The 23,442-nt window shown below is 71.4% G+C and carries 24 protein-coding genes; 13 read left to right on the forward strand and 11 right to left on the reverse strand.

Features of this window, described 5'->3' with window-relative positions; translation table 11 throughout:
• Positions 1-14 precede the first annotated feature (14 nt).
• Both AB0A74_RS21235 and AB0A74_RS21240 read left to right on the forward strand, forming a co-directional pair.
• Entirely contained in the window at positions 15-1,067 is a 1,053-nt protein-coding gene (locus AB0A74_RS21235) for a LacI family DNA-binding transcriptional regulator (protein ID WP_358251770.1), read from the forward strand.
• Positions 1,064-1,516 (forward strand): hypothetical protein, encoded by a 453-nt coding sequence (locus AB0A74_RS21240; RefSeq protein ID WP_358251772.1) that lies wholly within the window; start codon positions 1,064-1,066, stop codon positions 1,514-1,516. The genes AB0A74_RS21235 and AB0A74_RS21240 overlap by 4 nt, the downstream gene beginning before the upstream one ends.
• Here AB0A74_RS21240 and icmF read toward each other — a convergent pair.
• The 7 genes from icmF to mdlC all read right to left on the reverse strand — a co-directional run bounded on the left by icmF (position 1,513) and on the right by mdlC (position 11,365).
• Positions 1,513-4,749, reverse strand: a complete 3,237-nt coding sequence (icmF, locus tag AB0A74_RS21245; RefSeq protein ID WP_358251774.1) for a fused isobutyryl-CoA mutase/GTPase IcmF — start codon at positions 4,747-4,749, stop codon at positions 1,513-1,515. The genes AB0A74_RS21240 and icmF overlap by 4 nt on opposite strands.
• 271 nt (positions 4,750-5,020) lie before the next feature.
• Positions 5,021-5,641, reverse strand: coding sequence for a DUF1579 family protein (locus tag AB0A74_RS21250; protein WP_358251776.1), 621 nt, complete (start codon positions 5,639-5,641; stop codon positions 5,021-5,023).
• Between the two features lie 100 nt (positions 5,642-5,741).
• Positions 5,742-6,302, reverse strand: coding sequence for a TetR/AcrR family transcriptional regulator (locus AB0A74_RS21255; RefSeq protein WP_358251778.1), 561 nt, complete (start codon positions 6,300-6,302; stop codon positions 5,742-5,744).
• A gap of 98 nt (positions 6,303-6,400) precedes the next feature.
• A complete protein-coding gene (locus AB0A74_RS21260) occupies positions 6,401-7,567 on the reverse strand; it encodes a transposase (RefSeq protein WP_358251780.1) in 1,167 nt (388 codons plus the stop codon).
• 748 nt (positions 7,568-8,315) lie between these two features.
• A complete protein-coding gene (locus tag AB0A74_RS21265; RefSeq protein ID WP_358251782.1) occupies positions 8,316-9,113 on the reverse strand; it encodes a helix-turn-helix transcriptional regulator in 798 nt (265 codons plus the stop codon).
• Positions 9,114-9,306: 193 nt separating this feature from the next.
• A complete protein-coding gene (locus AB0A74_RS21270; RefSeq protein ID WP_358251784.1) occupies positions 9,307-9,696 on the reverse strand; it encodes a cupin domain-containing protein in 390 nt (129 codons plus the stop codon).
• A 16-nt stretch (positions 9,697-9,712) separates the two neighbouring features.
• The gene (gene mdlC / locus AB0A74_RS21275; RefSeq protein ID WP_358251837.1) at positions 9,713-11,365 is read right to left on the reverse strand and encodes a benzoylformate decarboxylase; all 1,653 of its coding nucleotides are present in this window, start codon (positions 11,363-11,365) and stop codon (positions 9,713-9,715) included.
• Positions 11,366-11,638: 273 nt separating this feature from the next.
• Between mdlC and AB0A74_RS21280 the strand changes: the two genes are divergently transcribed.
• From AB0A74_RS21280 to AB0A74_RS21300, 5 genes are all read left to right on the forward strand, one after another.
• Positions 11,639-13,081: an ankyrin repeat domain-containing protein gene (locus AB0A74_RS21280; RefSeq protein ID WP_358251786.1), complete on the forward strand. Its 1,443-nt coding sequence runs from the start codon at positions 11,639-11,641 to the stop codon at positions 13,079-13,081.
• An 11-nt stretch (positions 13,082-13,092) separates the two neighbouring features.
• Complete coding sequence (locus AB0A74_RS21285) at positions 13,093-13,401, forward strand: muconolactone Delta-isomerase family protein (protein ID WP_121219005.1); 309 nt, start codon at positions 13,093-13,095, stop codon at positions 13,399-13,401.
• Between the two features lie 10 nt (positions 13,402-13,411).
• Positions 13,412-14,107 carry an EthD family reductase gene (locus AB0A74_RS21290; protein WP_358251787.1) on the forward strand — a complete coding sequence of 232 codons (696 nt, stop codon included), beginning with the start codon at positions 13,412-13,414 and terminating at the stop codon, positions 14,105-14,107.
• A gap of 71 nt (positions 14,108-14,178) precedes the next feature.
• On the forward strand, positions 14,179-14,601 hold the full coding sequence (locus tag AB0A74_RS21295; protein WP_358251789.1) for a nuclear transport factor 2 family protein: 423 nt from the start codon (positions 14,179-14,181) through the stop codon (positions 14,599-14,601).
• 11 nt (positions 14,602-14,612) lie between these two features.
• Entirely contained in the window at positions 14,613-15,965 is a 1,353-nt protein-coding gene (locus AB0A74_RS21300; protein WP_358251791.1) for an FAD-binding oxidoreductase, read from the forward strand.
• Between the two features lie 16 nt (positions 15,966-15,981).
• On the opposite strand, the gene AB0A74_RS21305 is transcribed toward AB0A74_RS21300, so the two are convergent.
• A complete protein-coding gene (locus AB0A74_RS21305) occupies positions 15,982-16,542 on the reverse strand; it encodes a TetR family transcriptional regulator (RefSeq protein ID WP_358251793.1) in 561 nt (186 codons plus the stop codon).
• A 154-nt stretch (positions 16,543-16,696) separates the two neighbouring features.
• On the opposite strand from AB0A74_RS21305, the gene AB0A74_RS21310 reads away from it, so the two are divergent.
• Positions 16,697-17,932, forward strand: coding sequence for an MFS transporter (locus tag AB0A74_RS21310; protein ID WP_358251795.1), 1,236 nt, complete (start codon positions 16,697-16,699; stop codon positions 17,930-17,932).
• A gap of 85 nt (positions 17,933-18,017) precedes the next feature.
• Positions 18,018-18,878, forward strand: coding sequence for an LLM class F420-dependent oxidoreductase (locus AB0A74_RS21315; RefSeq protein ID WP_358251796.1), 861 nt, complete (start codon positions 18,018-18,020; stop codon positions 18,876-18,878).
• 56 nt (positions 18,879-18,934) lie between these two features.
• Here AB0A74_RS21315 and AB0A74_RS21320 read toward each other — a convergent pair whose 3' ends face one another.
• The gene (locus AB0A74_RS21320; protein ID WP_358251797.1) at positions 18,935-19,231 is read right to left on the reverse strand and encodes a hypothetical protein; all 297 of its coding nucleotides are present in this window, start codon (positions 19,229-19,231) and stop codon (positions 18,935-18,937) included.
• 223 nt (positions 19,232-19,454) lie between these two features.
• On the opposite strand from AB0A74_RS21320, the gene AB0A74_RS21325 reads away from it, so the two are divergent.
• The 4 genes from AB0A74_RS21325 (at position 19,455) to AB0A74_RS21340 (ending at position 22,533) form a co-directional block, all read left to right on the forward strand.
• A complete protein-coding gene (locus AB0A74_RS21325; protein ID WP_358251798.1) occupies positions 19,455-20,249 on the forward strand; it encodes an oxidoreductase in 795 nt (264 codons plus the stop codon).
• Between the two features lie 353 nt (positions 20,250-20,602).
• On the forward strand, positions 20,603-21,220 hold the full coding sequence (locus AB0A74_RS21330; protein WP_358251800.1) for a hypothetical protein: 618 nt from the start codon (positions 20,603-20,605) through the stop codon (positions 21,218-21,220).
• Positions 21,221-21,331: 111 nt separating this feature from the next.
• Positions 21,332-21,946, forward strand: a complete 615-nt coding sequence (locus AB0A74_RS21335; RefSeq protein WP_358251839.1) for an ATP-dependent Clp protease proteolytic subunit — start codon at positions 21,332-21,334, stop codon at positions 21,944-21,946.
• A complete protein-coding gene (locus AB0A74_RS21340) occupies positions 21,943-22,533 on the forward strand; it encodes an ATP-dependent Clp protease proteolytic subunit (protein WP_358251802.1) in 591 nt (196 codons plus the stop codon). Before AB0A74_RS21335 ends, AB0A74_RS21340 begins: the two co-directional genes overlap by 4 nt.
• Here AB0A74_RS21340 and AB0A74_RS21345 read toward each other — a convergent pair.
• Positions 22,530-22,886, reverse strand: coding sequence for a helix-turn-helix transcriptional regulator (locus tag AB0A74_RS21345; RefSeq protein ID WP_358251803.1), 357 nt, complete (start codon positions 22,884-22,886; stop codon positions 22,530-22,532). The two genes, AB0A74_RS21340 and AB0A74_RS21345, sit on opposite strands and share 4 nt — an antisense overlap.
• Positions 22,887-23,018: 132 nt before the next feature.
• Positions 23,019-23,435, reverse strand: a complete 417-nt coding sequence (locus AB0A74_RS21350) for a heme-binding protein (RefSeq protein ID WP_358251805.1) — start codon at positions 23,433-23,435, stop codon at positions 23,019-23,021.
• Between the last annotated feature and the right edge of the window lie 7 nt (positions 23,436-23,442).

The following is a 23,442-nucleotide window of genomic DNA, read 5'->3' on the forward strand; positions in this document are numbered from 1 at the left end:
CGCCGGGACCGACCATGACCACGATCCGGGAGATCGCGGAGCTGTGCGGCGTCTCGGTGGCGACGGTGTCGCGCGTGTTCAACCGGCCGCTCACGGTCAGCCGGGAGAAGCGCGAGGTCGTCGAACGGGTCGCGCGGGAGCTGGACTACCGGCCCAACGAGTCCGCGCGGGCGCTGGCCAGCCGCAAGTCGGGGCTGATCGGCCTGGTGTGGGACACCGACCACCGCCGGCCGGGCTGGCGGCACCCGTACCTGCAGGAGCTGCTGATCGGCCTCAAGACCGCGCTCAGCGCGCACGGCTACCACCTGCTGATGCTCGCCACCAGCGGCTCGGCGGCGCTGCGCGCGGTCGGGGCGTCGCTGGCCGACCCGGTGGCGTACGTGAACATGACCCGGCGGCACCACCTGGGCGGCCTGGTCCTGATCGACAGCGGCAAGGACGGGCCCGCGTTCACGGCCTTCGCCCAGTCCGGGCTGCCGTGCGTGGCCGTGGACGTGGCGGTCGCGGGCGACCGGGCCACCTACGTCACCTCGGACAACGTCGGCGGCGCGCGGGAGGCGGTGCGCCACCTGGTGGCCGCCGGGCACCGCCGGATCGCCACCATCACCGGCCCGGTGGCCAACGCCCCGGCGGCGGAGCGGCTGGCCGGGTTCCACGAGGCGATGGCCGAGGCGGGCCTGCCGGTCCCCGACGACCACGTGGTGACCGGCGACTTCCACCGGGGCAGCGGTCAGGAGGCCATGCGCCGCCTGATCGCCCTGCCCGCCCCGCCGACCGCGGTGTTCTGCGCGAGCGACGAGATGGCGGTGGGCGCGCTGCTGGCGGCCCGCCACGCCGGCCTGCGGGTGCCCGAGGACGTGGCGCTGGTGGGGTTCGACGACATCGAGCTGGCCGCGCTGGTCGATCCGCCGCTGACCACCCTGGCCCAGGACAAGGCGGGCATCGGGGCCGCCGCCGCCCACGCCGTGCTGACGATGGTCCACAACGGACAGACCCCGCCGCCGGCCGTGCTGCCGACCCGGCTGGTGGTCCGGGGGTCCAGCCGGCCCAGGCCGGGCACGTCGTGACCCGACCGGTGACCGTGCTGGGCGCGACCCCGGTCGGTCCGCTGACCCGGCTGGAACTGGCGGGCGTGCCGACCCCGCTGCTCGTGGACCTGGGCGGCGCGCCGGCCGGCCGCGAGGTCGTGCTGACCGGCACCGCCCAACGCGCCCGCGCCCACGCCGACCCGGCTGCCCACGACCGGGCGGACGACGAGCGCCCGTGGTCGTGGCGGCCCTACCTGGTGCCGGTGACGGCCGTCGAGGGCCTGTCCGACCCGGTGCCGGTGGTGTCGCTGGGCGGTGTCGTGGTCGAGGCCCGAGCGGGTGCGCGGGTGCACCACGCCGTCCTCCGGGTCGGCGCCTTCGACCTGGCGGTCACCATCGCCGCCTGCTTCCTCACGGCCCCGCTGCGCCCCGGCAACGTCGTGACCGGCGACTTCCACCTCGCCGGCCACGCCGCGCCGACCGCCTAGACGTTGCGCCGGTACTGGCCGCCCACCTCGAAGAACGCCTCCGTCACCTGGCCCAGCGTGCACACCCGCGCGGCGTCCACCAGGACCTCGAACACGTTCTCCCCCGCCTGCGCGGCCTGCTTGAGCCGGCGCAGGGCGGGCTCGGCCTCGGCCGCGTGGTCCGCCGCGAAGGCCCGGGTGCGCTCCACCTGCGAGCGCTTCTCGTCCTCGGTGGCGCGGGCCAGCTCGATGGTCACGTGCTCGCGCGACCCGTCCTCGGGCAGGAACGTGTTCACGCCGATCAGCGGCAGCGAACCGTCGTGCTTGCGCTGCTCGTAGAGCATCGACTCGTCCTGGATCCGGCCGCGCTGGTAGCCGGTCTCCATCGCGCCCAGCACGCCGCCGCGCTCGGAGAGCCGGTCGAACTCCATCAGCACGGCCTCTTCGACCAGGTCGGTCAGCTCGTCGATGACGAACGAACCCTGCAACGGGTTCTCGTTCATCGACAGGCCCCACTCCTTGTTGATGATGAGCTGGATGGCCATCGCGCGCCGCACCGACGACTCCGTAGGCGTGGTGATCGCCTCGTCGTAGGCGTTGGTGTGCAGCGAGTTGCAGTTGTCGTACAGCGCGCACAGCGCCTGGAGCGTGGTGCGGATGTCGTTGAAGTCCATCTCCTGCGCGTGCAGGGAACGGCCCGAGGTCTGCACGTGGTACTTGAACTTCTGCGAGCGCTCGTTCGCCCCGTACCGCTCGCGCATCGCCACCGCCCAGATCCGGCGGGCGACGCGGCCGATCACGCTGTACTCGGCGTCCATGCCGTTGGAGAAGAAGAAGCTCAGGTTGGGCGCGAAGTCGTCCACGTCCATGCCGCGCGCCAGGTACGACTCGACGTAGGTGAAGCCGTTGGCCAGCGTGAACGCGAGCTGGCTGATGGGGTTCGCCCCGGCCTCGGCGATGTGGTAGCCCGAGATCGACACCGAGTAGAAGTTGCGGACCTTGTTGCGGATGAACCACTCCTGGATGTCGGCCATCATCCGCAGGGAGAACTCGGTGGAGAAGATGCAGGTGTTCTGGCCCTGGTCCTCCTTGAGGATGTCGGCCTGCACCGTGCCCCGGACGTTGGCCAGCGCCCACGCCCTGAGCTCGCGCTCCTCCCGCTCGTCGGGCTCGCGGCCGTGCTCGGCGCGGAACTTGTCCAGGGTCTGGTCGATCACCGTGTTGAGGAAGAACGCCAGGATCGTCGGCGCGGGGCCGTTGATGGTCATCGACACCGACGTGGTGGGCGCGGTGAGGTCGAAGCCGTCGTAGAGCGCCTTCATGTCGTCCAGGGTCGCGATGGACACGCCGGACGTGCCGATCTTGCCGTAGACGTCCGGCGGGGTGTCCGGGTCGCGGCCGTAGAGGGTCACCGAGTCGAACGCGGTGGACAGGCGGGTGGCCGCCGAGCCCTGCGAGAGGTACTTGAACCGGAGGTTGGTGCGGAACGCGTCGCCCTCGCCGGCGAACATGCGGGCCGGGTCCTCGCCGTCGCGCTTGAACGGGAACACGCCCGCCGTGTACGGGAAGTAGCCGGGCAGGTTCTCCTTGCGCAGGAACCGCAGCAGCGTGCCGTCGTCGTCGAACCGGGGCAGCGCGACGCGCGGGACCTTGTTGCCCGACAGCGTCTCCCGGGTGAGGCGGGTGTGGATCTCCTTGTCCCGCACCCGCACGACCAGCTCGTCACCGGTGTAGTCCTCGACCACCTTCGGCCAGGCGGCGAGCAGCTCGGCGGACAGGCCGTCCACGTGCTGTCGCGCGGACTCCACGAGCTGGTCGATGGCGGTGGTGTCGGCATCGACCTTCGCCAGCTCCTCGCGGGCGGCTTTGAGGTGCGCGACCCGGCGCACGGCGTCCACGTGGGTCTCGGTGGCGCGGTGGTAGCCGCGCACGGTTTCGGCGATCTCGGCCAGGTACCGGGCCCGGTTCGCGGGCACGACGGTGGCCGCGGAGGTCGAGACCTTGCCCGACACCGGCAGCAGCGCGCCCGGCGAGACCTCCAGGCCGCGCTCGGCCAGCTCGCCGCGCAGGTGCTGGTACAGCGCGGTCACGCCGTCGTCGTTGAACGTCGCCGCGCTGGTGCCGAAGACCGGCATGTCCTCCCAGGACCCGCCGAACGCCTCGCGGTTGCGCACCAACTGCCGGGCGACGTCCCGGCGCGCGTCCTCCGCGCCCCGCCGCTCGAACTTGTTGATCGCGACGGCGTCGGCGAAGTCGAGCATGTCGATCTTCTCCAGCTGCGACGCCGCGCCGAACTCCGGCGTCATCACGTACAGCGAGAGGTCCACGAACGGCACGATCGCCGCGTCGCCCTGGCCGATGCCCGGCGTCTCCACCACGACCAGGTCGAACCCGGCGGCCTTGCAGGCCAGGATCGCGTCGGAGAGCCCGTCGGGCACCTCCGAGCCCGCGCGGCGGGTGGCCAGCGAGCGGAAGAAGACCCGGTCGCCCTCCAGGCAGTTCATCCGGATCCGGTCGCCCAGCAGCGCGCCGCCGCCACGCCGGCGGGTCGGGTCGATGGCCAGCACGGCGATGCGGAGCTTGTCCTCCTGGTCCAGGCGGAAGCGGCGGACCAGCTCGTCGGTCAGCGACGACTTGCCCGAGCCGCCGGTGCCGGTGATGCCCAGGACGGGGACGTCGCGCGCGGCCTGCTTGACGCGCGCGTGCACGTCCTCGGGCAGCTTGCCGGCCTCGATGAGCGTGATGGCGCGGGCCAGGACGTCCTCCGAGCCGGTGAACAGGCCGTCCCAGGAGGACGGGGCGCGCTCGGCGAGGTCGGAGTCGCAGGCCTCGACCATGGTGTTGATCATGCGCGCGAGCCCGAGCTTCTGCCCGTCCTCGGGCGAGAAGATCCGCGCCACGCCGCGCTCGTGCAGCAGGGCGATCTCCTCGGGCACGATGACCCCGCCACCGCCGCCGTAGACCTTGATGTGCTCCGCGCCGCGCTCGCGCAGCAGCTCGACCAGGTAGGTGAAGTACTCGACGTGCCCGCCCTGGTAGGCGCTGATGGCGATGCCCTGGACGTCCTCCTGCACCGCCGCCGCGACGACCTCGCGCACCGACCGGTTGTGCCCGAGGTGGATGACCTCGGCGCCCTGGGACTGCAGGATGCGCCGCATGATGTTGATCGCCGCGTCGTGGCCGTCGAAGAGGCTGGCGGCGGTCACGAAGCGCACCGGGTGCTCGGGCTTGTGCAGCGTGCGGTCGGCGGTCACGACGGCTCCTTCGGCATCGCGGAAGTACCGTCCAGATTACTAGGATGTCCATCTATCGGAAGTACGAGCGTCCTGTGCCCTGCCTCACTCGGGCACCCGCCGAGACGGGTGATCACGCGCCGGGGGCTCTGGGCGGGCCACACCGACGACCCGGCCAGACCCGCCCGAGTCAACCGCACGAGCACCCGCCCCGGCCAGACCCGCCCGAGCGTCGCCCACCCGAGCCCTCGCACCCGAGCACCGCCCGAGCCGTCGCCCGGCCGGCCGCGCGTCAGCCCGTCACGCGGTGGTAGACGCCGCGGTCCGCGATGCGTTCCGGCTCGCCGGGCGGGGTGAACCTGATCTCCACCACCACCTCGTCCGCCGACCGGAACGTGAACACCGTCCGCATCGGGATCTTCTTCCCCACGTACGACTCGCCCAGCACGCCCGGGTCGGTGAACACGCCGCCGATCGAGATGACCTCCTCGCCGCCGGTGCCCTCCTCACCCTTGTAGGTCATCATCGTGCTGACCAGGTTGTCCAGCGTGTTCCACTCGTACCGGTCGTCCATCCCGGAATACCCGAGGATGCCCAGCCGGTAGTACGGGCCGCCCGCCAGCTCGCCGGTCAACTCTTCACCGATGAACCGCCCACCGGTGTCGTCCAGCCATTTCCACACCGATTTCGCGACCCAGATCTTGGGGTTCTGCAAAGTCCCCAGCGCGATGTAGGTCTGCTTGTCCACGGTCCACTCGCCGACCAGCAGGTCGAGCCTCCGATGCAGGTCACCGGGCAGGCCGCGACCGATCATGCGCTCCAGGTCGACGGCGTCGGACGCCGGCGCGGTCGCCACCGCCGCCGTTTCCGACAACAGGCCGTTGGGCGTGGCGGGGCCATTGGCCGATTCCATTGAGACAACCCCCTGATGATCTATCGGGTATACCTCCGAGGATGCCCCGACGATTCACCACCGTCAATCCACGAATGCGCACTCCGTCTAATCCACGAGTTCACCCCAGGATCTGTTCGACCAGCTTGCGCGCCTGCCGGGCCGGGCCGTCGGCCCCCAGCGCCTGCACCGACGCGTACACGCCCTCCATCACCAGCGCCAACTGGTCGGCGACCGCCTCCGGGTCGCCCGCGCCCAGCTCCTCGGCCAGTTCGGCGAACCGCGCGCGCATCCACGCCTTGGTGGCCACGGCGTTGCGGTGCGCGGGCAGCTCCGGGTCCGGGAACTCCGCCAGCGCCATCAGGAACGGGCAGCCCCGGCACTTGTCCGGCTGCACCTGGACCACCAGCTCGTCGAACGCGGCCAGGACGCGCGAGCGCGCGTCGCGGCCGTCGGGCTTGGTGGCCTCGGTGAACCACTCGCGGTACTGCTGGTCGGCGCGTTCCACGTACGCGGCGACCAGGTCGTCCTTGGAGCGGAACAGCCGGTACAGGGTGGTCGGCGCGACGCCCGCCTCGGCCGCGACCCGGTCCACGCCGATGGCGCGGATGCCGTGCCAGTAGAACAGGTCGTGGGTCACGCTGAGCACGTGCTCACGGGTCTGCGCGGCGGGTCGGCGCACGGCTGCCTCCGGTCGAGACTTGTTCGGGGACCTTCCCTAACGTTCAAAGCTAGCACTCCGCCCGGGAAGTGGAACGACGCTGGTCCACTTCCCAGCGCTCACGCGTAGGGGCGCAACAGCCGTTCCTCGGGGTAGCCCGCCCGCTCCAGCCGCCTGATCAGCCGGAACCCGTGCGCCGCCGACACCAGCGTCACGTGGTGGTGCCAGCCGGGGAACGACCGCCCCTCGAAGTGCCGCAGCCCGAACTCCTCGGCCAGCCGCACGACCTCGGTGTCCGCGTGCCCGGCGGCCCGCAGCAGGCTCACCATCTCGCGGATGCCGGTGGCCCCCAGGTTGGTCAGCCAGACCGCGGTCGGCCGCGCCTGCCCGACCGGCCACTCGGCCAGCACGTGCCGCAGCCACGGCAGCCGGCCCGGCCTGCCGTCGCCCATCGCGGCGTGCCCGGGCAGGGTCGCCACCACGAAGTCCGACGTCGTCACCGCGCCGGTCCGCTCGTCGCGCCAGGACAGCGTGCTGCGGCCCCGGCGGGCGGCGGCGGCCACCAGTTGGCCGACGGTGCGGGGCTGGTGTCGCGCCCCGACCGCGCCGACGAGGTTGACCGGCTGCAGCGGCGTGGCGGTGGAGACCTGCGCGAGGTAGCGCAGCCCCCGCTCCTCCAGGCCGCCCAGCAACGGGAACACGCCCGGGTCGCTGCTCAGGTCCACCACGACGGGCGCCGCGGGCAACCCCCAGTTGCCCGTCATCTCGTCGAAGGACGCGAGCAGGTACTGCCACACCGGCCGCGACCGCTCCCCGTCGGGCACCCGGGTCTTGGCCCGCCGGTCGGCGTCCCCGTCCCAGGACGCGGGCATGACCAGCCGCCAGTCGACGGCCCCCGCGCCCTCGTCGCCGGCCAGGAACACGCCCACCGCCCGCTGGCAGTTGAGCATCCGGCCGGCGGTGGGCGCGTACTGCCGCGCCACGCCCACCGAGTTGTCCCCGTTCTTCGGGAACACCGCCTCCCGCACCACCCAGGCCCGCGGTCGCATGGCCTGCCCGATGCGCTCGGCCAGTCGCCGGCGCACCGGCTCCCAGGCCCACGGGCTCTGGTTCACGAACTGCTGCAACGACTGGTCGGCGTCGCGGCCGACCACGAGTTCCGAGATCCGCCGGATCGACTTGCGCCCCGGCACGACGAGCAGGCCGCGGACGTAGGCCTCGGCCCAGCGGCGCTGGTCGGACCGCCCCAGCGTCGTGAACAGCTCCTCGCAGAACTCGGACAGCATGGCTAAATCGGACGGATCAGCCCCGGCTGATACCGCGTCGAACCGATGCACGGTTGTCCCTCCAGCATTTCGGATCGCCGCGGGGCACGGACCCCGCGGGACTTCGACATGACACATCGCCAGGACAAGGCTCAACACGAATTCGAAGGAGGGCGGCAACGCGGACGCCCCCGGGCCGGCCCGCCACGCGCGAGATCCGCGACCACCCGGCCGTCGGCCGCGCGCGATGCGCTCCGGCGATTTCCCCCAGCCCCCATCGTCCCTGTCCCCAGCGACCAGTGACGCGCACAGGTTTTCAAGATTCGGAACGGCTGTCCAGAACGCTTTCAGTGCTGGTATTCCCGGTTCCAGCGTGGCGAGGCGGCCGGACCCGTTCCGATACTCATCCGTTCGATGTCCCTTGTTGCGTCGAGCGGGCTACCACGGATCGCGTGCCGCGCCCGTTCCGGCGGAACGTCGAACCCGGTTACATCGGAAACGGAGACAAAACACCGGGTTCGCCCGAACCGAACCCGTTGTGCAAGTGCCATATGAACCCGGAGCACGGCTTGTGGCGGCGGTCACAGGCATCGGCTCTCCTCCCCCGGAAGTCGAGGCGCACACGGGGTGGCCGCGAACACCCGAAGACGTTATCCACTTCCTGTGACGCCGGCATTAAAAAACCGCGCGCACCCGCCGAGCTTCGGCGATTGACGAATCGGTTATCCCGATGACGGGCGTTCCCGGCCGTACTCCGTCAAGTCCGCACTCAGGCGGGCAGGTGCACCAGCACCGCCGCGGGGGCGAACTCCGGCGACTCCATCGGCACCAAACGCAATTCACGGACACCCAGTTCCGGATGGCGGAACCGGCGCGTCCGGGAACGGCGTTCGCGGACCATCTGCTCATCCCACCACAGGCGGAATTCGGCGCTCAGCCCGCCCAGTTCCCGAACCCTTCTCGCGACTTCGCCGACGTCCGGACATTTCGCGGATTCCGCACGCCACACCGCGACCGCGTCGCGCGCCTCGTCCGCCCAGTCCACCAGGCGCCGCCGGGCGGCGGGCGCGGTGAGCAGCCAGCGCACCAGGTTGCGCTCCTCCGCGGGCATCCGGTCCCAGTCGTCGTACCAGTGCACGGCGGCCGGGTTCCACGCCAGCAGGTCGCCGTGCGGGCTCACGGCCAGCACCGGGTACGGGTCGTCCTCGGCCGCGGCGACCAGGCGTTTGAGCAGCTCCGCGCCGGTGATCTCGCCGTCGAGCGGCTGCGGCCGGGCCACGTGCCCGAAGGCCAGCGTGTGCAGGTAGCGGCGCTCGTCCTCGCTCAGGCACAGCACGCGCGCGAGGCTGTCCACGACCTCGGGCGACGGCCGGATGTCCCGCCCCTGCTCCAGGTAGGTGTACCAGGTGGGGCTCACCCCGGCGAGCATGGCCACCTCCTCCCGGCGCAGTCCCCGCGACCGGCGGCGGGGCCCGCGCGGAAAACCCGACTCGGTCGGGCTGCACCGTTCCCGCCGGCTGCGCAAAAAGCGTCCCAACTCGCCCCGGCGGACATTGTTCGTCCTCACGACATTCCTCCCCCAGCTCCCCCCGCTGACCAGTCTAGCCGTCGCCCGGACGGCGGATTCCGCGACGACGGGCCGCCGAATTGCGGCGACACAAAACGGGAGCGGATAGCACGAAGCCCCCACTCGCGCGTTTCACGGCGGAAACGCGGTGAGGGCTTCGCGGACGCGCTCGGGTGCCGGGCCCGGTGCGGGCTCAGCTCGTGTGGCCGTACCGGTACGACGGGTCGGCGGCGTGGTCGGGCGCGAATTCGGTGACCACCTGGGCGGTGGCGTGCACGTTGACCATGCGGGCGTTGCCCGGACCGAGGTTGGTGAAGGCATGCGGGACGTCCCGCCGGACGATCACGATCTCCTCGGGCCCGGCGTCGCGGACCTGCCCGGCGGCCTCGACGCGCACCCGGCCCTCGATGACGAAGAAGATCTCGTCGTAGGGGTGGCTGTGGCGCATCGGGCCCTTGCCGGGCTTGACGTCCACGATGAACGCCGACGACGTGGTGCCGTGGGCGCCGCCGTCGAAGATGTGCGCGGCGACCTCGCCGTCGATGCGGACGGTGGGCAGGTTGTCCTTGAGGACGACCTCCATGTGCTCCTCCTGGTCTCTACAGCCGGAACAGGCCGGGGTCGGACACGACGACGTCGAGCAGGACCGGGCCGTCGGCGGACAGGGCGCGGCGCAGCGCGGCGCGCAACTGCTCGGGCGTCTCGATCCGCTCGCCCGCGATGCCGTAGCCGCGGGCCAGGCCCGCCATGTCCACGCCGCTGAGGTCCCAGCCCTCCTGCCACTTCTTCTGGCTGGTGTCGTCGAGGTAGTACTTCAGCGACAGGTAGCCGGAGTTGTCGGGGATGACGAACGTGACCGGCAGGTTGTACTTCCCGGCCGTCCACAGCGCCTGGATGGTGTACTGCGCCGAGCCCTCGCCGACCACGACGACCACCCGCTGGTCGGGCCGCGCCACGGCGTAGCCGACCGCGCCCGCGAACGGGAAGCCCAGCGCGCCGGAGGCGGTGGCGTAGTAGCCGTTGTCCGGGCCCAGCGGGATCTGCTCGTGGAACGGCGCGCGCCCGATGGGCAGCTCCTCGAACACCTGCGCGGTGGCCGGCAGCTCCTGCGCGAGCAGGTGGAACAGGTAGGGCTCGGTGATCGGCGTGGACGCCTCGGGGGTGGCGACCGCCTCGCGCGGCTCGGGCAGCGGCACGCGCGGGCGCTGCGGCAGCAGGGCCACGATCCGGCGCACGAACGCGTCCGGCGGCGTGACGTAGGCGGTGCCCGCCATGGACCAGGCGGCGGCCTCCGGGTCGTCGGTGACGTGGATGAACCGGGTGCCCTCGGGCAGCTTGGGCGAGTCGCTGCCGTCCAGCGAAGCGGGCGCCTGGGAGAACAGGTCGGCGGTGGTGAACAGGGTGAAGGTGGGGCTGCCCAGCACGACCACCACGTCGTGCTCGCCGAGGCGGGCGTTGATCAGCTCGGGCAGCGGGGCCAGGACGCCGCCGAAGAGCGGGTGGTTCTCCGGGAACGCGCCGCGCGGCCACACCGGGCTGCCGTAGACGCGGGCGTTGAGCCGTTCGGCCATCTTGATCAGGTCGCGGCGCGCGCCGCCGATCTCCACGCCCGGACCGGCGACGATCGCCGGGTTGGTGGCGGAGTTGAGCGCGTCGGCGACGTCGGCGAGCACCTGCGGGTCGGGCACGACGGCCGGCTGCACGACGCGGACCTCGTGCGGCGTGGGGTTGGCGGGCCGGATCCAGTCGTCCTCGGGCACTCCGACGTACACCGGACCCCGCGGCGCCTGCTTGGCGATGTGGTAGGCCTTCTCGATCAGCGCGGGCACGTCCTGCGGGCGGGCCGCCTCCGCCGCCCACTTGATGTAGGGCTGCGGGAGCTGGGTGGCGTTGGGGGCGTTGAGGAACGGCGCGCCCTGCTGCAACTTGCGCGCCTGAAGCCCGCCGATGATGACCATCGGGGTGTGGGCGCTCGCGGCGGTGTAGATCGAGCCCATGGCGTTGCCGGTGCCGGGGCCGCCGTTGATGACGACCAGGGACGGCTCGCCGGTGGCCTGGGCGTAGCCGTCGGCCATGCCCACGACCGCCGACTCCTGCAGGCCCATGATGAAGCGGAAGTCGTCCGGCCACGTCTCGAACAACTTCATCTCGGTGTGGCTGGGATTGCTGAACACGGTCGTGAGGCCGAGTTGCCGGAATACTTCCAGCGCGTCTTCCCGGACGGTCCGGGAATTGGTGCCCTCCGCGGTCACGGTCAACACACTCCTGTGGTGGGTGGACTTTCGTCTGGCGAGCTGTGGGGGCAACTCTCGGCGGCCCGAGTCGGTGCCCACAAGGAAAGTCCTTGCCGCGGAAGGCACTTCGTGAGCTGTGCGGATGACCTCACGCAGTCCCCGCGCGGCCCGTGCCGCCGCTTGTCGCCGCCGGGCGCGGGGTGAACTACTGGACGCGCACCCGGCCGAGCCGTTCCGCGCCCGCCCGGTGAATCCCCTTGGCACGGCTGACAATTGGAGTGAGCATCCGCGATGAGCAGTGAGCGAACCCGCCGGGTGGTGGAGGAGTACTTCACCGACCTGGAGCGGGGCGACCTGGACTCGGCGCTGTCGGCGCTGTCCCACACCATCGACTTCGAGCTGCCGGTGGACCGGTGGAACGAGGTCATCCCCTACCTGGGCCGCCACGTCGGGCTGCCCGCGGTGCGCCGGGCGTTCAAGGTGCGCGGCGAGACCACCGAGGTGCTCGACTACGCGTTGCGCGACCTGCGCGCCGAGGGCGACACCGCGTACGCGGTCGTCTACACCCGGGCCGCGCACACCCGCACGCGGCAGGAGTTCGAGATCGAGGACGTGCACCGGCTCGTCGTCGACGACAGCGGCCGGATCGTGTCGTGGAAGGTCTACTTCGACCCCAACGGCGAGGTGGCCGCGTTCAACGCCGACCGCGAGGAGCGGCTGGTCGCGGCGTGCTGGGCCGGTGACCGCGAGACCGTGGCCGAACTGCTGCGCTTCGGCGCGGACGTCAACCACCGCGACGTGCGCAGCGGGTTGACGCCGCTGCTGATCGCGGCCGGCCGTGCGGACGCCGCGCTGACCCGGCTGCTGATCGCCGCCGGCGCGGACGTGTTCGACGTGGACAGCGGCGGCGGCGCGACGGCGCTGCACAAGGCGTGCCAGGGCGGTGACCTGGCCGTCGTGGAGGCGTTGGTGGAGGCGGGGGCGTTCGTGGACGCCGTCACGCCCAACACCGGCCACACGCCGTTGATGGACGCGGTGTGGTTCAAGCACCCCGAGATCGCCAAGTACCTGCTGGACCGCGGGGCGTCGCTGAACCTGGGCACGCACTACGGTTTCTCGCTCCGGCAACACTTCGAGTACGAGCTGAACGTCAACACCTTGGGCAAGGACAAGATCCTGCTGGCCCACCAGTACATCCAGGAGCGCCAGGCCGCCGACGAGCGCCGCGCCGCCGACCAGTTGCTGATGGCCGCGGTGACCCAGGGCGACGTCGAGGGCGTGCGCAAGCTGATCGGCGACGGCGCGCCGGTGGACGAGCGGTTCCCGGTCGTCAACGGGTTCAACGACGCCCACACCCCGCTGCTGGTCGCCGCCCGCGACGGGCACACCGAGATCGCGCGGCTGCTGCTGGAGGCGGGCGCGGACGTCAACGCGACCGAGCCGACGTTCGGCGCGGTGCCGCTGCACAAGGCCGTCTACAACGGGCACGTCGAGCTGACCCGGCTGATCGCGGGGTGGCCGGGCGTGGACCTGGACTTCCAGGGCGCCACCAACGGCTACACCCCGCTGCACGACGCCCTGTGGCACGGCTACGAGGAGTGCTCGCGGATCGTCCTCGACGCCGGCGCCCGCCTGGACGTCGTCGGCCACGACGGCAAGACGCCGCTGGACCTCGCCGCGGCCGAGTTCGGCCCCGACCACCCCCTGACCGAGCTGATCCGCTCGAAGTCCTGACAGGAGCGCACATGCTGTTCTACGTCCAGATGAAGTGGAACCACGAAGGCCGCATCACGCTCGACGAGTTGTGGGAGATCGAGCAGGAGGAGGCCGAGCACGCCCAGGAGACGCTGGACTCGGGCTTCGCCGTGGGCCTGTGGAAGGTCGCCGCGCAGAAGCGCGTCATCGGCATCATCGACGCGCCCAACGCCGAGGAGCTGGACCGCACCGCGCTGGGCCGGCTGCCGATGCGGGAGTACCTGGAGTTCGAAGAGGTGTGGCCGCTGCGCGACTACATCGGCTTCGCCGAAGACGTCATCAAGCGCTACAAGGTCTGACGGGAGCGACATGATCCACCAGCTGATCTTCGCCGCGCCCAAGCCGGGCATGACGGTGGAGGAGTTCCAGGACTACTGGGTCAACGTGCACGCGGTCCGGTACGCCGCCAAGATCAAGCAGATCAAGAAGTACCTCATCGACACGACGTTCGACTTCGAGCTGGGCGGCGGCGACCCGAAGTGGCGGGGCGTCGCCGAGATCTGGCTCAACCCCGAGGAGCAGATCGCCTCCCTGCAGAGCGAGGAGTTCCTGCAGGGCGCGCGGCTGGACGAGCCGAACTGGGCGGCGTTCTGGCAGACCCTCGTGCTCGACACCGACGCGCACGAGCTGAAGGCCGGGCCCGCGCTGTTCAAGGGGCAGAACTGGGTCAAGCTCATGATCCTGCTCAAGCGCAAGGAAGGCGTGTCGCTGGAGGACTTCCGCGCCTACAGCCTGCACCAGCACGGCGAGCTGGGCCTGAAGCTGCCCGGCCTGCGCCGCTACCTGCAGGGGCACACCGTGGACGGCTGGTACGGCATCGGCGAGCCGACCCTGGACGCGGCCCACCAGCTGTGGTTCGACGACGTGGAGGCGCTGCGCGACGCGCTGGAGTCCCCGGAGTACAAGCAGCTGACCGAGGACTACGACGCGTTCGTCAACCCGCGCTACGTGCACCGCCTGGTGACGCGCGAGCACTGGATCATCGGCCCCGAAGCCCGTGCTTGATCGCCGGTCAGCTCGCGGCCCCGTGCCCACCCCCGCGCACGGGGCCGCGTCCGTCGTGGAGGAGGGGCGAGATGGCTGACGGCCTGAGCCGGAACGTGCGCGCGGTGCACGAGTTCCTGCGGCTGTTGGAGGAGAAGGACATCGACTCCTGGATAGAGCTGTGGGCCGAGGGCGCGGACCACTACTACCCGTTCGGCACCAAGATGTTCCCGCACCACATCGTCGGCAAGACCGCGGTGTGGGCGCGGTGGAAGGACACGCCCGGCATGTTCGAGAGCTGGTCCTTCCCGATCACCGAGACGTGGGAGGACGGCGACACCGTCATCGCCCGGTTCGAGGGCGACTGCCTGCTCAAGGGCGGCAAGCGGTACCGCAACACCTACCTGTCGATCTTCAAGTTCACCGAGTCCGGCCAGATCTACGAGTACCACGAGTTCTTCGACCCGATCGTCGCGGCCGAGGAGTTCGGGCTGGCGCGGATCGACTACGCGTGAGGGAGGGTCAGATGACAGCGACGGCACCGGCGTCCGCGGCGCTCGCGCTGCGGGCGGTGGTCACGGGGCACGTGATCGCGGCCGACGACGCCGCCTACGACGGCGCGCGCCGGGTGTGGAACGGGGCCGCCGACCGGTTCCCGGCCGTGGTCGTGCGGGCCGAGACCGAGCGGGACGTGGTGCACGCGGTGCGCGCGGCCCGGGAGCACGGCCTGCCGCTGAGCGTGCGCGGCGGCGGGCACGACTGGGCGGGCCGGGCGGTGCGCGACGGCGGCCTGGTCGTGGACCTGACCAAGCTGCGCGACGTGGTCGTGGACCCGGTCTCGTCCACTGTGGACGCCGCCGGCGGGGCGACGGCGGGCGACGTGGGCGCGGCGGCCGACCGGTTCGGGCTCGCCGCCGTGGTCGGCACGGTCAAGGCGGTCGGCGTGGCCGGGCTGACCCTGGGCGGCGGGTACGGCCTGCTGCTGGGCAAGCACGGCCTGGCGCTGGACAACCTGGTCGGCGCGCGGGTGGTGCTGGCCGACGGGACGGTGGTGACGACGAGCGCCGCGGAGGAGCCCGACCTGTTCTGGGCGTTGCGCGGCGGTGGCGGCAACTTCGGCGTCGTCACGCGGGCGACCTACCGGGTGCACCCGTTGCGGACCATGACCTCGGGCATGGTCCTCTTCGGGCTGTCGGAGGCGCGGAAGGTCCTGCGCGGCTACCGCGAGCTGACCGCCGCCGCGCCGGACCAGCTCACCGTCATGACCGGCTTCTTCGCCGGCCCCGACGGCGGGGCGCTGCTGTACCTGCTGCCGGCGTGGAGCGGCGACCCGGCGCGCGGCGAGCGGTGGGCCGCGCGGCTCGCGTCCCTGGGCACGCCGGTCTCGGCGCGGGTCGGCCCGATGACGCCGGTCGAGGTGCTGGGCCTGCTGGACGGGGTGGTGGTCGACGGGCGGCACACGCTGGCCGCCAACCGGCAGCTGCCCGAGGTGACCGACGAGGCCGCCGAGGTGCTGGTGGACGCCGCCGAGCGGATCACCTCGCCGTACTCGGGGGTGTTCGTGCACCACTTCCACGGCGCGGCCGCCCGGGTCGCGACGAGCGCGACGGCGTTCGGGTTGCGGCGCGACCACAACCTGGTCGAGGTCGTGGGCACGTGGGACGCGGGCCTGGACGGCAGGCGGCACCGGGAGTGGGTGGAGCGGCTCTCCCGGGACCTGGAGCCGCACGCGCTGCCCGGCGGCTACCCGAACCTGCTCGCCCCGGAGGAGACCGAGCGGGTGCGGCGGGCGTACGGGCCGAACGCGTCCCGGCTGTACGCGCTCAAGCGGCGCTACGACCCGGACCACGTGTTCAGCGCCGTGCCGACCCTGTTCTGAAGCGGTGGCCGGGGGTTCAGGCCGGCGGCAGGATCGCCTCGGCCAGCGCGCGGGCCTGGTCCGCCGGCCCGCGCGACCCCTGCGCCGAGGCGTGCACGCCCTCCATGACCAGCACGAGCTGGTCGGCCAGGGCTTCGGGGTCCGCGACGCCCAGCTGTGCGGTCAGCTCGCCCATCCGCGCCCGCACCCACGACTTGGCCGCGACGGCCCGGCGGTGGGCGGGGAGCCGGTCGTCGGGGAACTCGGCCAGCGCCATGAGGAACGTGCAGCCACGGCACCGGTCGGGTCCGACGCGCTCGTTGAGGGTGTCGAACACGGCCAGGATCCGGGCCCGCGGGTCGGGACCGGCCGCGCGCACCGCGGCGGTGAACCACGCCCTGGTCTCCCGGTCGGCGCGCTCGACGTAGGCGGCGATCAGCTCGTCCTTGTCGGCGAACAGCCGGTACAGCGTGGTCGGGGCGACGCCGGCCGCCTCGGCGACGCGGTCCACGCCGGTGGCGCGGATGCCGTGCCAGTAGAACAGGTCGTGTGCCACCCGCAGCACGTGCTCGCGGGTTTCGACGGAGGCACGCGGCATGTCGGACACCCCCTTGCTCGGTCGAACCGACTGTATTACGGTTGGCCGCAGATTGATAGGGATCGTTCCCTAACACCTGACGACGCCGTCGGGTGCGCCCACCCGGCGGCCGACCCGGGTCGCGACGAGGAAGACCACTTCGAGGAAGGTGCACATGAGTACAGACCTGCGACCCGGACTGAGCCGGTCGCGAACCAACCTGGCGCTGGCCGCGCTGTTCCTCGCCGCCTTCATCATGGGCAGCGCCGAGCTGATCGTGGTCGGCATCCTGAACCTGATCGCCGACGACATGGGCGTCTCGATCAGCGCGGCGGGCAGCCTGGTCACCGCCTACGCGCTGGGCATCTCCATCGGCGGCCCGGTGCTGACCGCGGTCACCATCAAGTTCGCGCGCAAGCGGTTGCTGCAGCTCTCGCTGGCCGCCTACATCCTCGGCAACGTCATCGCCGTGGTGGCCACCAGCTTCGGGCTGCTGCTGTTCGCGCGCGTGCTGACCGGGTCGTTGCACGGCCTGTTCATCGGCGTGGCCTTCGCGGTCGGCGCGGGCATGATGCCGCCGGACAAGATGGGCCGCGCGATCTCGTTCGTGTTCGGCGGCGTGGCGGTGTCCACGGCGCTGGGCGTCCCGCTGGGCACGCTCATCGGGCAGAGCTGGGGCTGGGAGGCGTCGTTCGTCGCGATCATCGTCACCGGCGTGCTGACGCTGGTGCTGGCGCTCGCGGTGATCCCGAACGTGCCGAACTCCGGCGTCGGCGGCTTCGGCGCGCAGGCCAAGCACGCCCTCGCGCCGAAGGTGCTGGCGCTGCTGGGGTTGGGCTTCCTGATCATGGGCGGCCAGTTCTCCGGTCTGACCTACCTGCAGCCGTTCCTGGCCGACGTCACCGGCGTCTCCGGCGGCACGATCAGCGTGTTCCTGCTGGTGTACGGCATCGCCAACGCCGTGGGCACGTTCGCCGGCGGAGCGGCGGCTGATCGCAACGCCAGCGGCACCATCATCGCCGGTGGTGTGGTGCTGGTCGCCGCGCTGCTCGCGCTCTACTTCGGCGGCTCCAACCCGGTCGTCGCGGCGATCGCGCTGGGCGTGTGGGGCATCGTCGGCTTCGGCATCGTCCCGTCGATCCAGTACCGCGTCGTGGCGCTGGCCGGACCGGGCCGCGACTTCGCCGCCACCCTGCCCGCGTCCGCGATCACCGCGGGCATCGCGGCGGGCGCGCTGATCGGCGGCGGCGCGGTGGCCGCGTCCGGCGCCAAGGGCGCGGTGCTGACCTCGCTGGTGATCTGCGCGGTGGGTGTCGTGGCCGCGTGGGCGACGAGCTTCCTCAAGCCCGACCCCGAGACCGGCTCCGCGGAGCCCGCGGTGGTGGAGGAGACGGCGTCCTCGACCGGCTGAGCCGGGCCGTTCCACCACGGGCGCGACAGCGGGCGATCCCCCGGCCGCTGTCGCGCCCACCCATTCGCTCGTCAGGAGGCGGAAAGTGCGTATCGGAGCGATCTTCCCGCAGTTGGAGATCGGCAGCGACCCGGCCGACATCCGCGGCTGGGCGCGGTCGGTCGAGGAACTGGGCTACACCCACGCGATGGCGTTCGACCACGTCCTGGGCGCGGGGGTGGACACCCGGCCGGGCTGGCGCGGGTACACCAGCGAGAGCCCATTCCACGAGGTGTTCGTGCTGTTCGGGTACCTCGCGGCGGTGACGACGTCGCTGGAGTTGATGACCGGGGTGCTCGTGCTGCCGCAACGCCAGACGGCGTTGGTGGCCAAGCAGGCGGCCGAGGTGGACGTGCTCAGCGGCGGGCGGTTGCGGCTGGGCGTGGGCATCGGGTGGAACCCGGTGGAGTACGAGGCGTTGAACGAGGAGTTCGCCGGGCGCGGGGCGCGCAGCACCGAGCAGGTCGAGGTGCTGCGACGGTTGTGGGCGTCGGACACGGTGTCGTTCCGGGGGCGGTGGCACCGGATCGACAACGCCGGCATCAACCCGCGGCCCGCGGCCGGCCGCGTCCCGGTGTGGTTCGGCGGCCACGCGGACCAGGTGCTGCGCCGGGCCGGGCGGCTGGGCGACGGCTGGCTGCCGCACCGCCCGCCGGACGAGACGGCGGCGGAGATGGTCGAGCGGGTGCGGGGTCACGCCGCGGCGGCCGGCCGCGACCCGGCCGAGCTGGGCTTCGAGCCCCGGTTGACGTTGTCGGACGTGCCGGAGCGGGAGTGGGCGTCGTACGTGGGCCGGTGGGTCGAGCTGGGCGCCACGCACCTGAGCGTGAACACGATGGGCCTGGGGCTGCGGTCGGCCGACGACCACGTGTCCGTGCCGCGGGACGTGATGGAGGTTCTCGCATAGCAACGGGAAGCCCTCGTCCCCGGCCTTTTGGGGCGAGGGCTTCCCGTTGTGGTCGCTCAGTACTCGACGAGCGTGTAGCTGCCGGGCTGCACCGTGGACAGGTCGATGGCGGCGAGGAACTCCTGCGTCTCCGGCGCGCCGTAGAACGACGAGATGACCGCCTGGGCGGCGAGCTGGTCGGTCCAGGTGACGATGATCAGCCACTCGCCGTCGGCGCTCACCGCCGACCGCCGGGACAGGAACCCGTGCTTGGGCTCCATGAACTCGCGCTGCATGCGGATGTTGATCTCGCGGAACTTCTCCACGTCGAAGCCGTCGACCAGCTTGAACCGGATGGTCTCGACAATAGCCATGAGCGGGCGCACCTTTTCTTCTTCCGACAACCCTACCCGGTCAACCTAAACCCCTGCGAACTGCCACAACGACCATTGGTCGCTATTTCACCCGCACTCCGTGAACACCACGGAGTCCGCGAGGGATTCAATTGTTTTCTTCGCTTCACCCACCTCACGGATTATGCTCGGAATCGAGACTTTCGCTTTGTCGATTTTCGAGGTCGTTGTCGAGGAGACGGGCATGGATCTGCATTTGTCGGGTCGGGTGGCGGTGGTGACCGGGGCGAGCCGCGGCATCGGCCTGGCCGTGACGAGGGCGTTGGCCGAGGAGGGCGCGTCGGTCGTCGCGGGCTCGCGCACGCTCACGCCGGAGCTGTTGGGCGTGGCCGACAGCTTCAGCGGCCGGGTGCGCACGGTGGGCGTCGACCTGTCGGACCAGACGGGGGCGGACAGGCTCGTCTCCGCCGCCGTGCAGACGTTCGGCGGGGTGGACGTGGTGGTGAACAACGTCGGCGGCGTGCGGCCTCGGATGGGTGGTTTCCTGTCCATCACGGACGAGGAGTGGAACTGGGGCCTGGACGTCAACCTGATGACGGCGGTCCGCACCACCCGCGCGGCCCTGCCGCACCTGGAGCGCAGGGGCGGCGGCAACATCGTCAACGTGAGCACGGTGATGTCGTTCCTGGCCGACCCGGACGTCTACGACTACACGGCCGGCAAGGCGGCGCTGAGCAACTTCACCAAGGCCCTGTCCAAGGAAGTCGGCCCGAAGGGCATCCGCGTGAACACGGTCTCCCCGGGCCCGGTGGACACGGAACTGTGGACCCGCGAGGACGGCATCGCCCCGACGGTCGTCCGAGCAGTCGGCGTGGACCAGGCCGCGTTCCTGAAGGAACTGGCCGGCCGCATGGTCACGGGCCGCTTCACCAAGCCGGAGGAGGTGGCCGACCTGGTCCTGTTCCTATCCAGCGACCGAGCGGCCAACGTGCACGGCGCGGACTTCTTCATCGACGGCGGCATGATCACGACGATGTAGCCCACGCTCACGGCGGGCAGCACCCGAATCTGCCCGCCGTCGGCGCCTGCGGACCAGGTGCCGCGCTTCACGTCGAGCGGCCGGCGGACATGGGGTGAATGCCAGTAGTACTCCACCCACCGCTATCTCGATCTTATAAAGATCACCCTTTCGTCAGCACTTCGGTACCGATCGGAGTATTCATTGCACGCGAGGGGGACTAACGGTTCCCACCGCCGGTACTGTGTCGCCTCCAGCAATCCGTGGACCTTCGCCGAACATCCCCGAGATCGACAAGGACCAGCGGCACCATGCCACTGCAAGATCCACCTCCGGCACACCCGGAACCAGAACACGTGCGAAAAGATCGACAAGTGGCGAGACGTCGGGTCAAGCCCGTCGGCGGACGCATACAGCCGACCCGCCGCCCACAGGTCGCGCGCCGACCACAGCCACCACGCCGAGCCGCCGAGCCGCAGATCGTCGAAGCCAGGACCCGGCCCGCCGCGCCCCACGGGTTCGAGCGGGTCCACAACTCGACGAGCGGGTCCTGGTCCTTCCAAGCCGGAGGCGTCTGGGGGCCGGTCAACGTCGGCACGACGACCAACGTCACCGAGCGTTCGGCCGCGGCGCCCGCGAGCCCGCCGAGCCCGTCCACGAAGCCGGAAGAGCCGGCGCAGCTGGAACCGCGTTCCGGGGTCGCCGCCCTCGTCCACTTCGTCGCGATCGCGGTCGTCTTCGCGGCTTTCGCGAGGATCTTCCACTTCATCGACATGCAGGGCTGGGACTGGCTCCAGGTCATCATCATCACCGCGACAGCCCTGAAACTCGTCTTCTCCGCCTCCAAGAAAGCGATCTGGGGACGCCCCGAAACGATCTGGACCCTCGTCACGCTGGCCGCCGCCACCGCCGGGTTCCTGCTGGGCGGCAAGTCGTTCGCCGGTGGTGACCTGATCGACTACATCGCGAACTGGATGCTCTGGAACTTCTAGAACCGGCCGGGCGCCGACACCGGTCCACTGTGGAGTGTGTGCGCTGTGAGCGAATCTGCTCACGGCAGCAAGAGCGGCAGCAACGGTCGAGTGCGCGGCACGCTCGACGGCATGACCACGACCGAGAAGTTGCCGTTGTTCGACCACCGGCTTCGTGAACGGTTCCTCGCCCAGCGCGTCCTCGTGCTCGACGGCCCCTTGGACGACGACAACGGGACCGTGCTCGCCACCCAGATGCTGTCGCTCGCCGGTGAGGACCCGACCAAGGACATCGCCCTCTGGATCCACTCCCCCGGCGGGTCGGTGCCCTCGATGCTCGCCATCCGGGACGTCATGCGGCTCGTCCCCTGTGACGTCGCCACGCTCGCGCTCGGGCTCGCGTGCAGCGCCGGGCAGTTCCTGCTCTCCGCGGGCACGCCGGGCAAGCGGTTCGCGCTCCCGCACGCCCGGATCCTCATGCACCAGGGTTCCGCGGGCATCAGCGGGTCGGCGGTGGAGGTGCAGGTGCAGGCCGACGACCTGCGGCACACGCGGGACACCGTGCTCGGGCTCATCGCCCAGGACACCGGCCAGCCCGTCGAACGGATCTTCGCCGACTCGCTGCACGACCGGTGGTTCACCACCGAGCAGGCCCGCGAGTACGGCTTCATCGACCACGTCGTGCAGAGCCTCGACCAGGTCGTTCCCGTCCGCACCCACGAACTGGGCCTGGGGGTCCGCGCATGAGCACCTACACCATCCCCAACGTGATCACGCGCAGCACCAACGGCGAGCGGATCATGGACGTCTACTCGCACCTGTTGTCCGAGCGCATCATCTACCTCGGCACCGCGATCGACTCCGGCGTCGCCAACGCCCTGATCGCCCAGCTGCTCTACCTCGAAGCGGACAACCCGGACCGCGAGATCAACCTCTACATCAACAACGAGGGCGGCGACCCGGCCGCGATGCTCGCCCTCTACGACACCATGCGCTACATCAAGGCCCCGGTCGCCACCACGTGCATCGGCCAGGCCGTCGCGACCGGCGCGGTGCTGCTGGCGGCGGGCGCGGCCGGGAAGCGGTTCGTGCTGCCGCACACCCGCGTCGTGCTGCACCAGCCCGCCGCGCAGGGCCGGGGCACCATCCCGGACCTGATCCTCCAGGCCGACGAGGTGATCCGGGTGCGCACCCAGCTGGAGGAGATCCTGTCCCGCCACACCGGGCGCGACGTCGAGCAGCTACGGCACGACACCGACCGCGACCGCGTGTTCGACGCGGCCGGCGCGGTGGCCTACGGGCTCGCCGACCACGTCCTGGACCACCGGTCCTAGGCGGCCATGAGCACGGGCCCGGCGGGACGGCGGTGCCGCCGCATGTCCCCCGCGATGCCGATGAGCAGGTCGGGCAGCTCGACGCCGAGCGCACCGGTCACCGCGGCGATCATCTCGCTGGACGGCTCCTTGCGCCCGCGCTCGATCTCCGACAGGTACTGCGGCGAGATGCCGGCGCGCTCGGCGACGTCGACCAGCCGACCGCCCCGCTCCTCCCGCGCCGCGCGCAGGCTGCGGCCCAGCACTTCACGCCACAACGGCGCCGGGCCGCGGTCGGACGGCCGGGTGGCGCGCTCGCGGGGGCGGTCGGACGTGCGGGGCCGGTCGCGGTCGAAGGGGAGGATGTCCGCCATGCCGTCATCCTGACACCGGCGCACCACTGGGCGTACCGCGATTCCGCTGCGGGCAGAACGGGGAAGAACCCGGGCGGGACGGGTGCGGCGCGTGCACCCGTCCCGCCCGAGACCCGGTCGCCGCGAAAGGTGTCAGACGGCGGCTTCGGTGACCAGGGCGGACAAGGCGGCCCTGGCGATGGGCTCGTCCTCGCCGCCCGTGCCGCCGGACACGCCGATCGCCCCGATCACCGCCCCGTCCCGCACGATCGGCACGCCGCCGGGCACGACCGTCACCCCGGCCTGCGTCGACAGGCCCGCGAGCAGCGCCGGGTCCCCGGCCAGGAACTCGCCCAGGCCGCTGGTGTCGAACCCCAGCCCGGCCGCGGTGACCGCCTTGCCGGTGGCCAGCGACAGCGTCAGGAACGTCGCGCCGTCCGCCCGCGCCGACGCCTTGGTGTGGCCGCCCTCGTCCACGACGGCGATCGCCGCCTGGACGCCCAGCTGCTCCGCGTGCTGCACCGCCGCGTCCAGCAGGCGGCGGGCGTCCCGGAGGGAGAGTGTGCTCACGTTCGCT

Source organism: Saccharothrix sp. NPDC042600, assembly GCF_040647305.1.
GTDB classification, from domain to species: domain Bacteria; phylum Actinomycetota; class Actinomycetes; order Mycobacteriales; family Pseudonocardiaceae; genus Actinosynnema; species Actinosynnema mutabilis.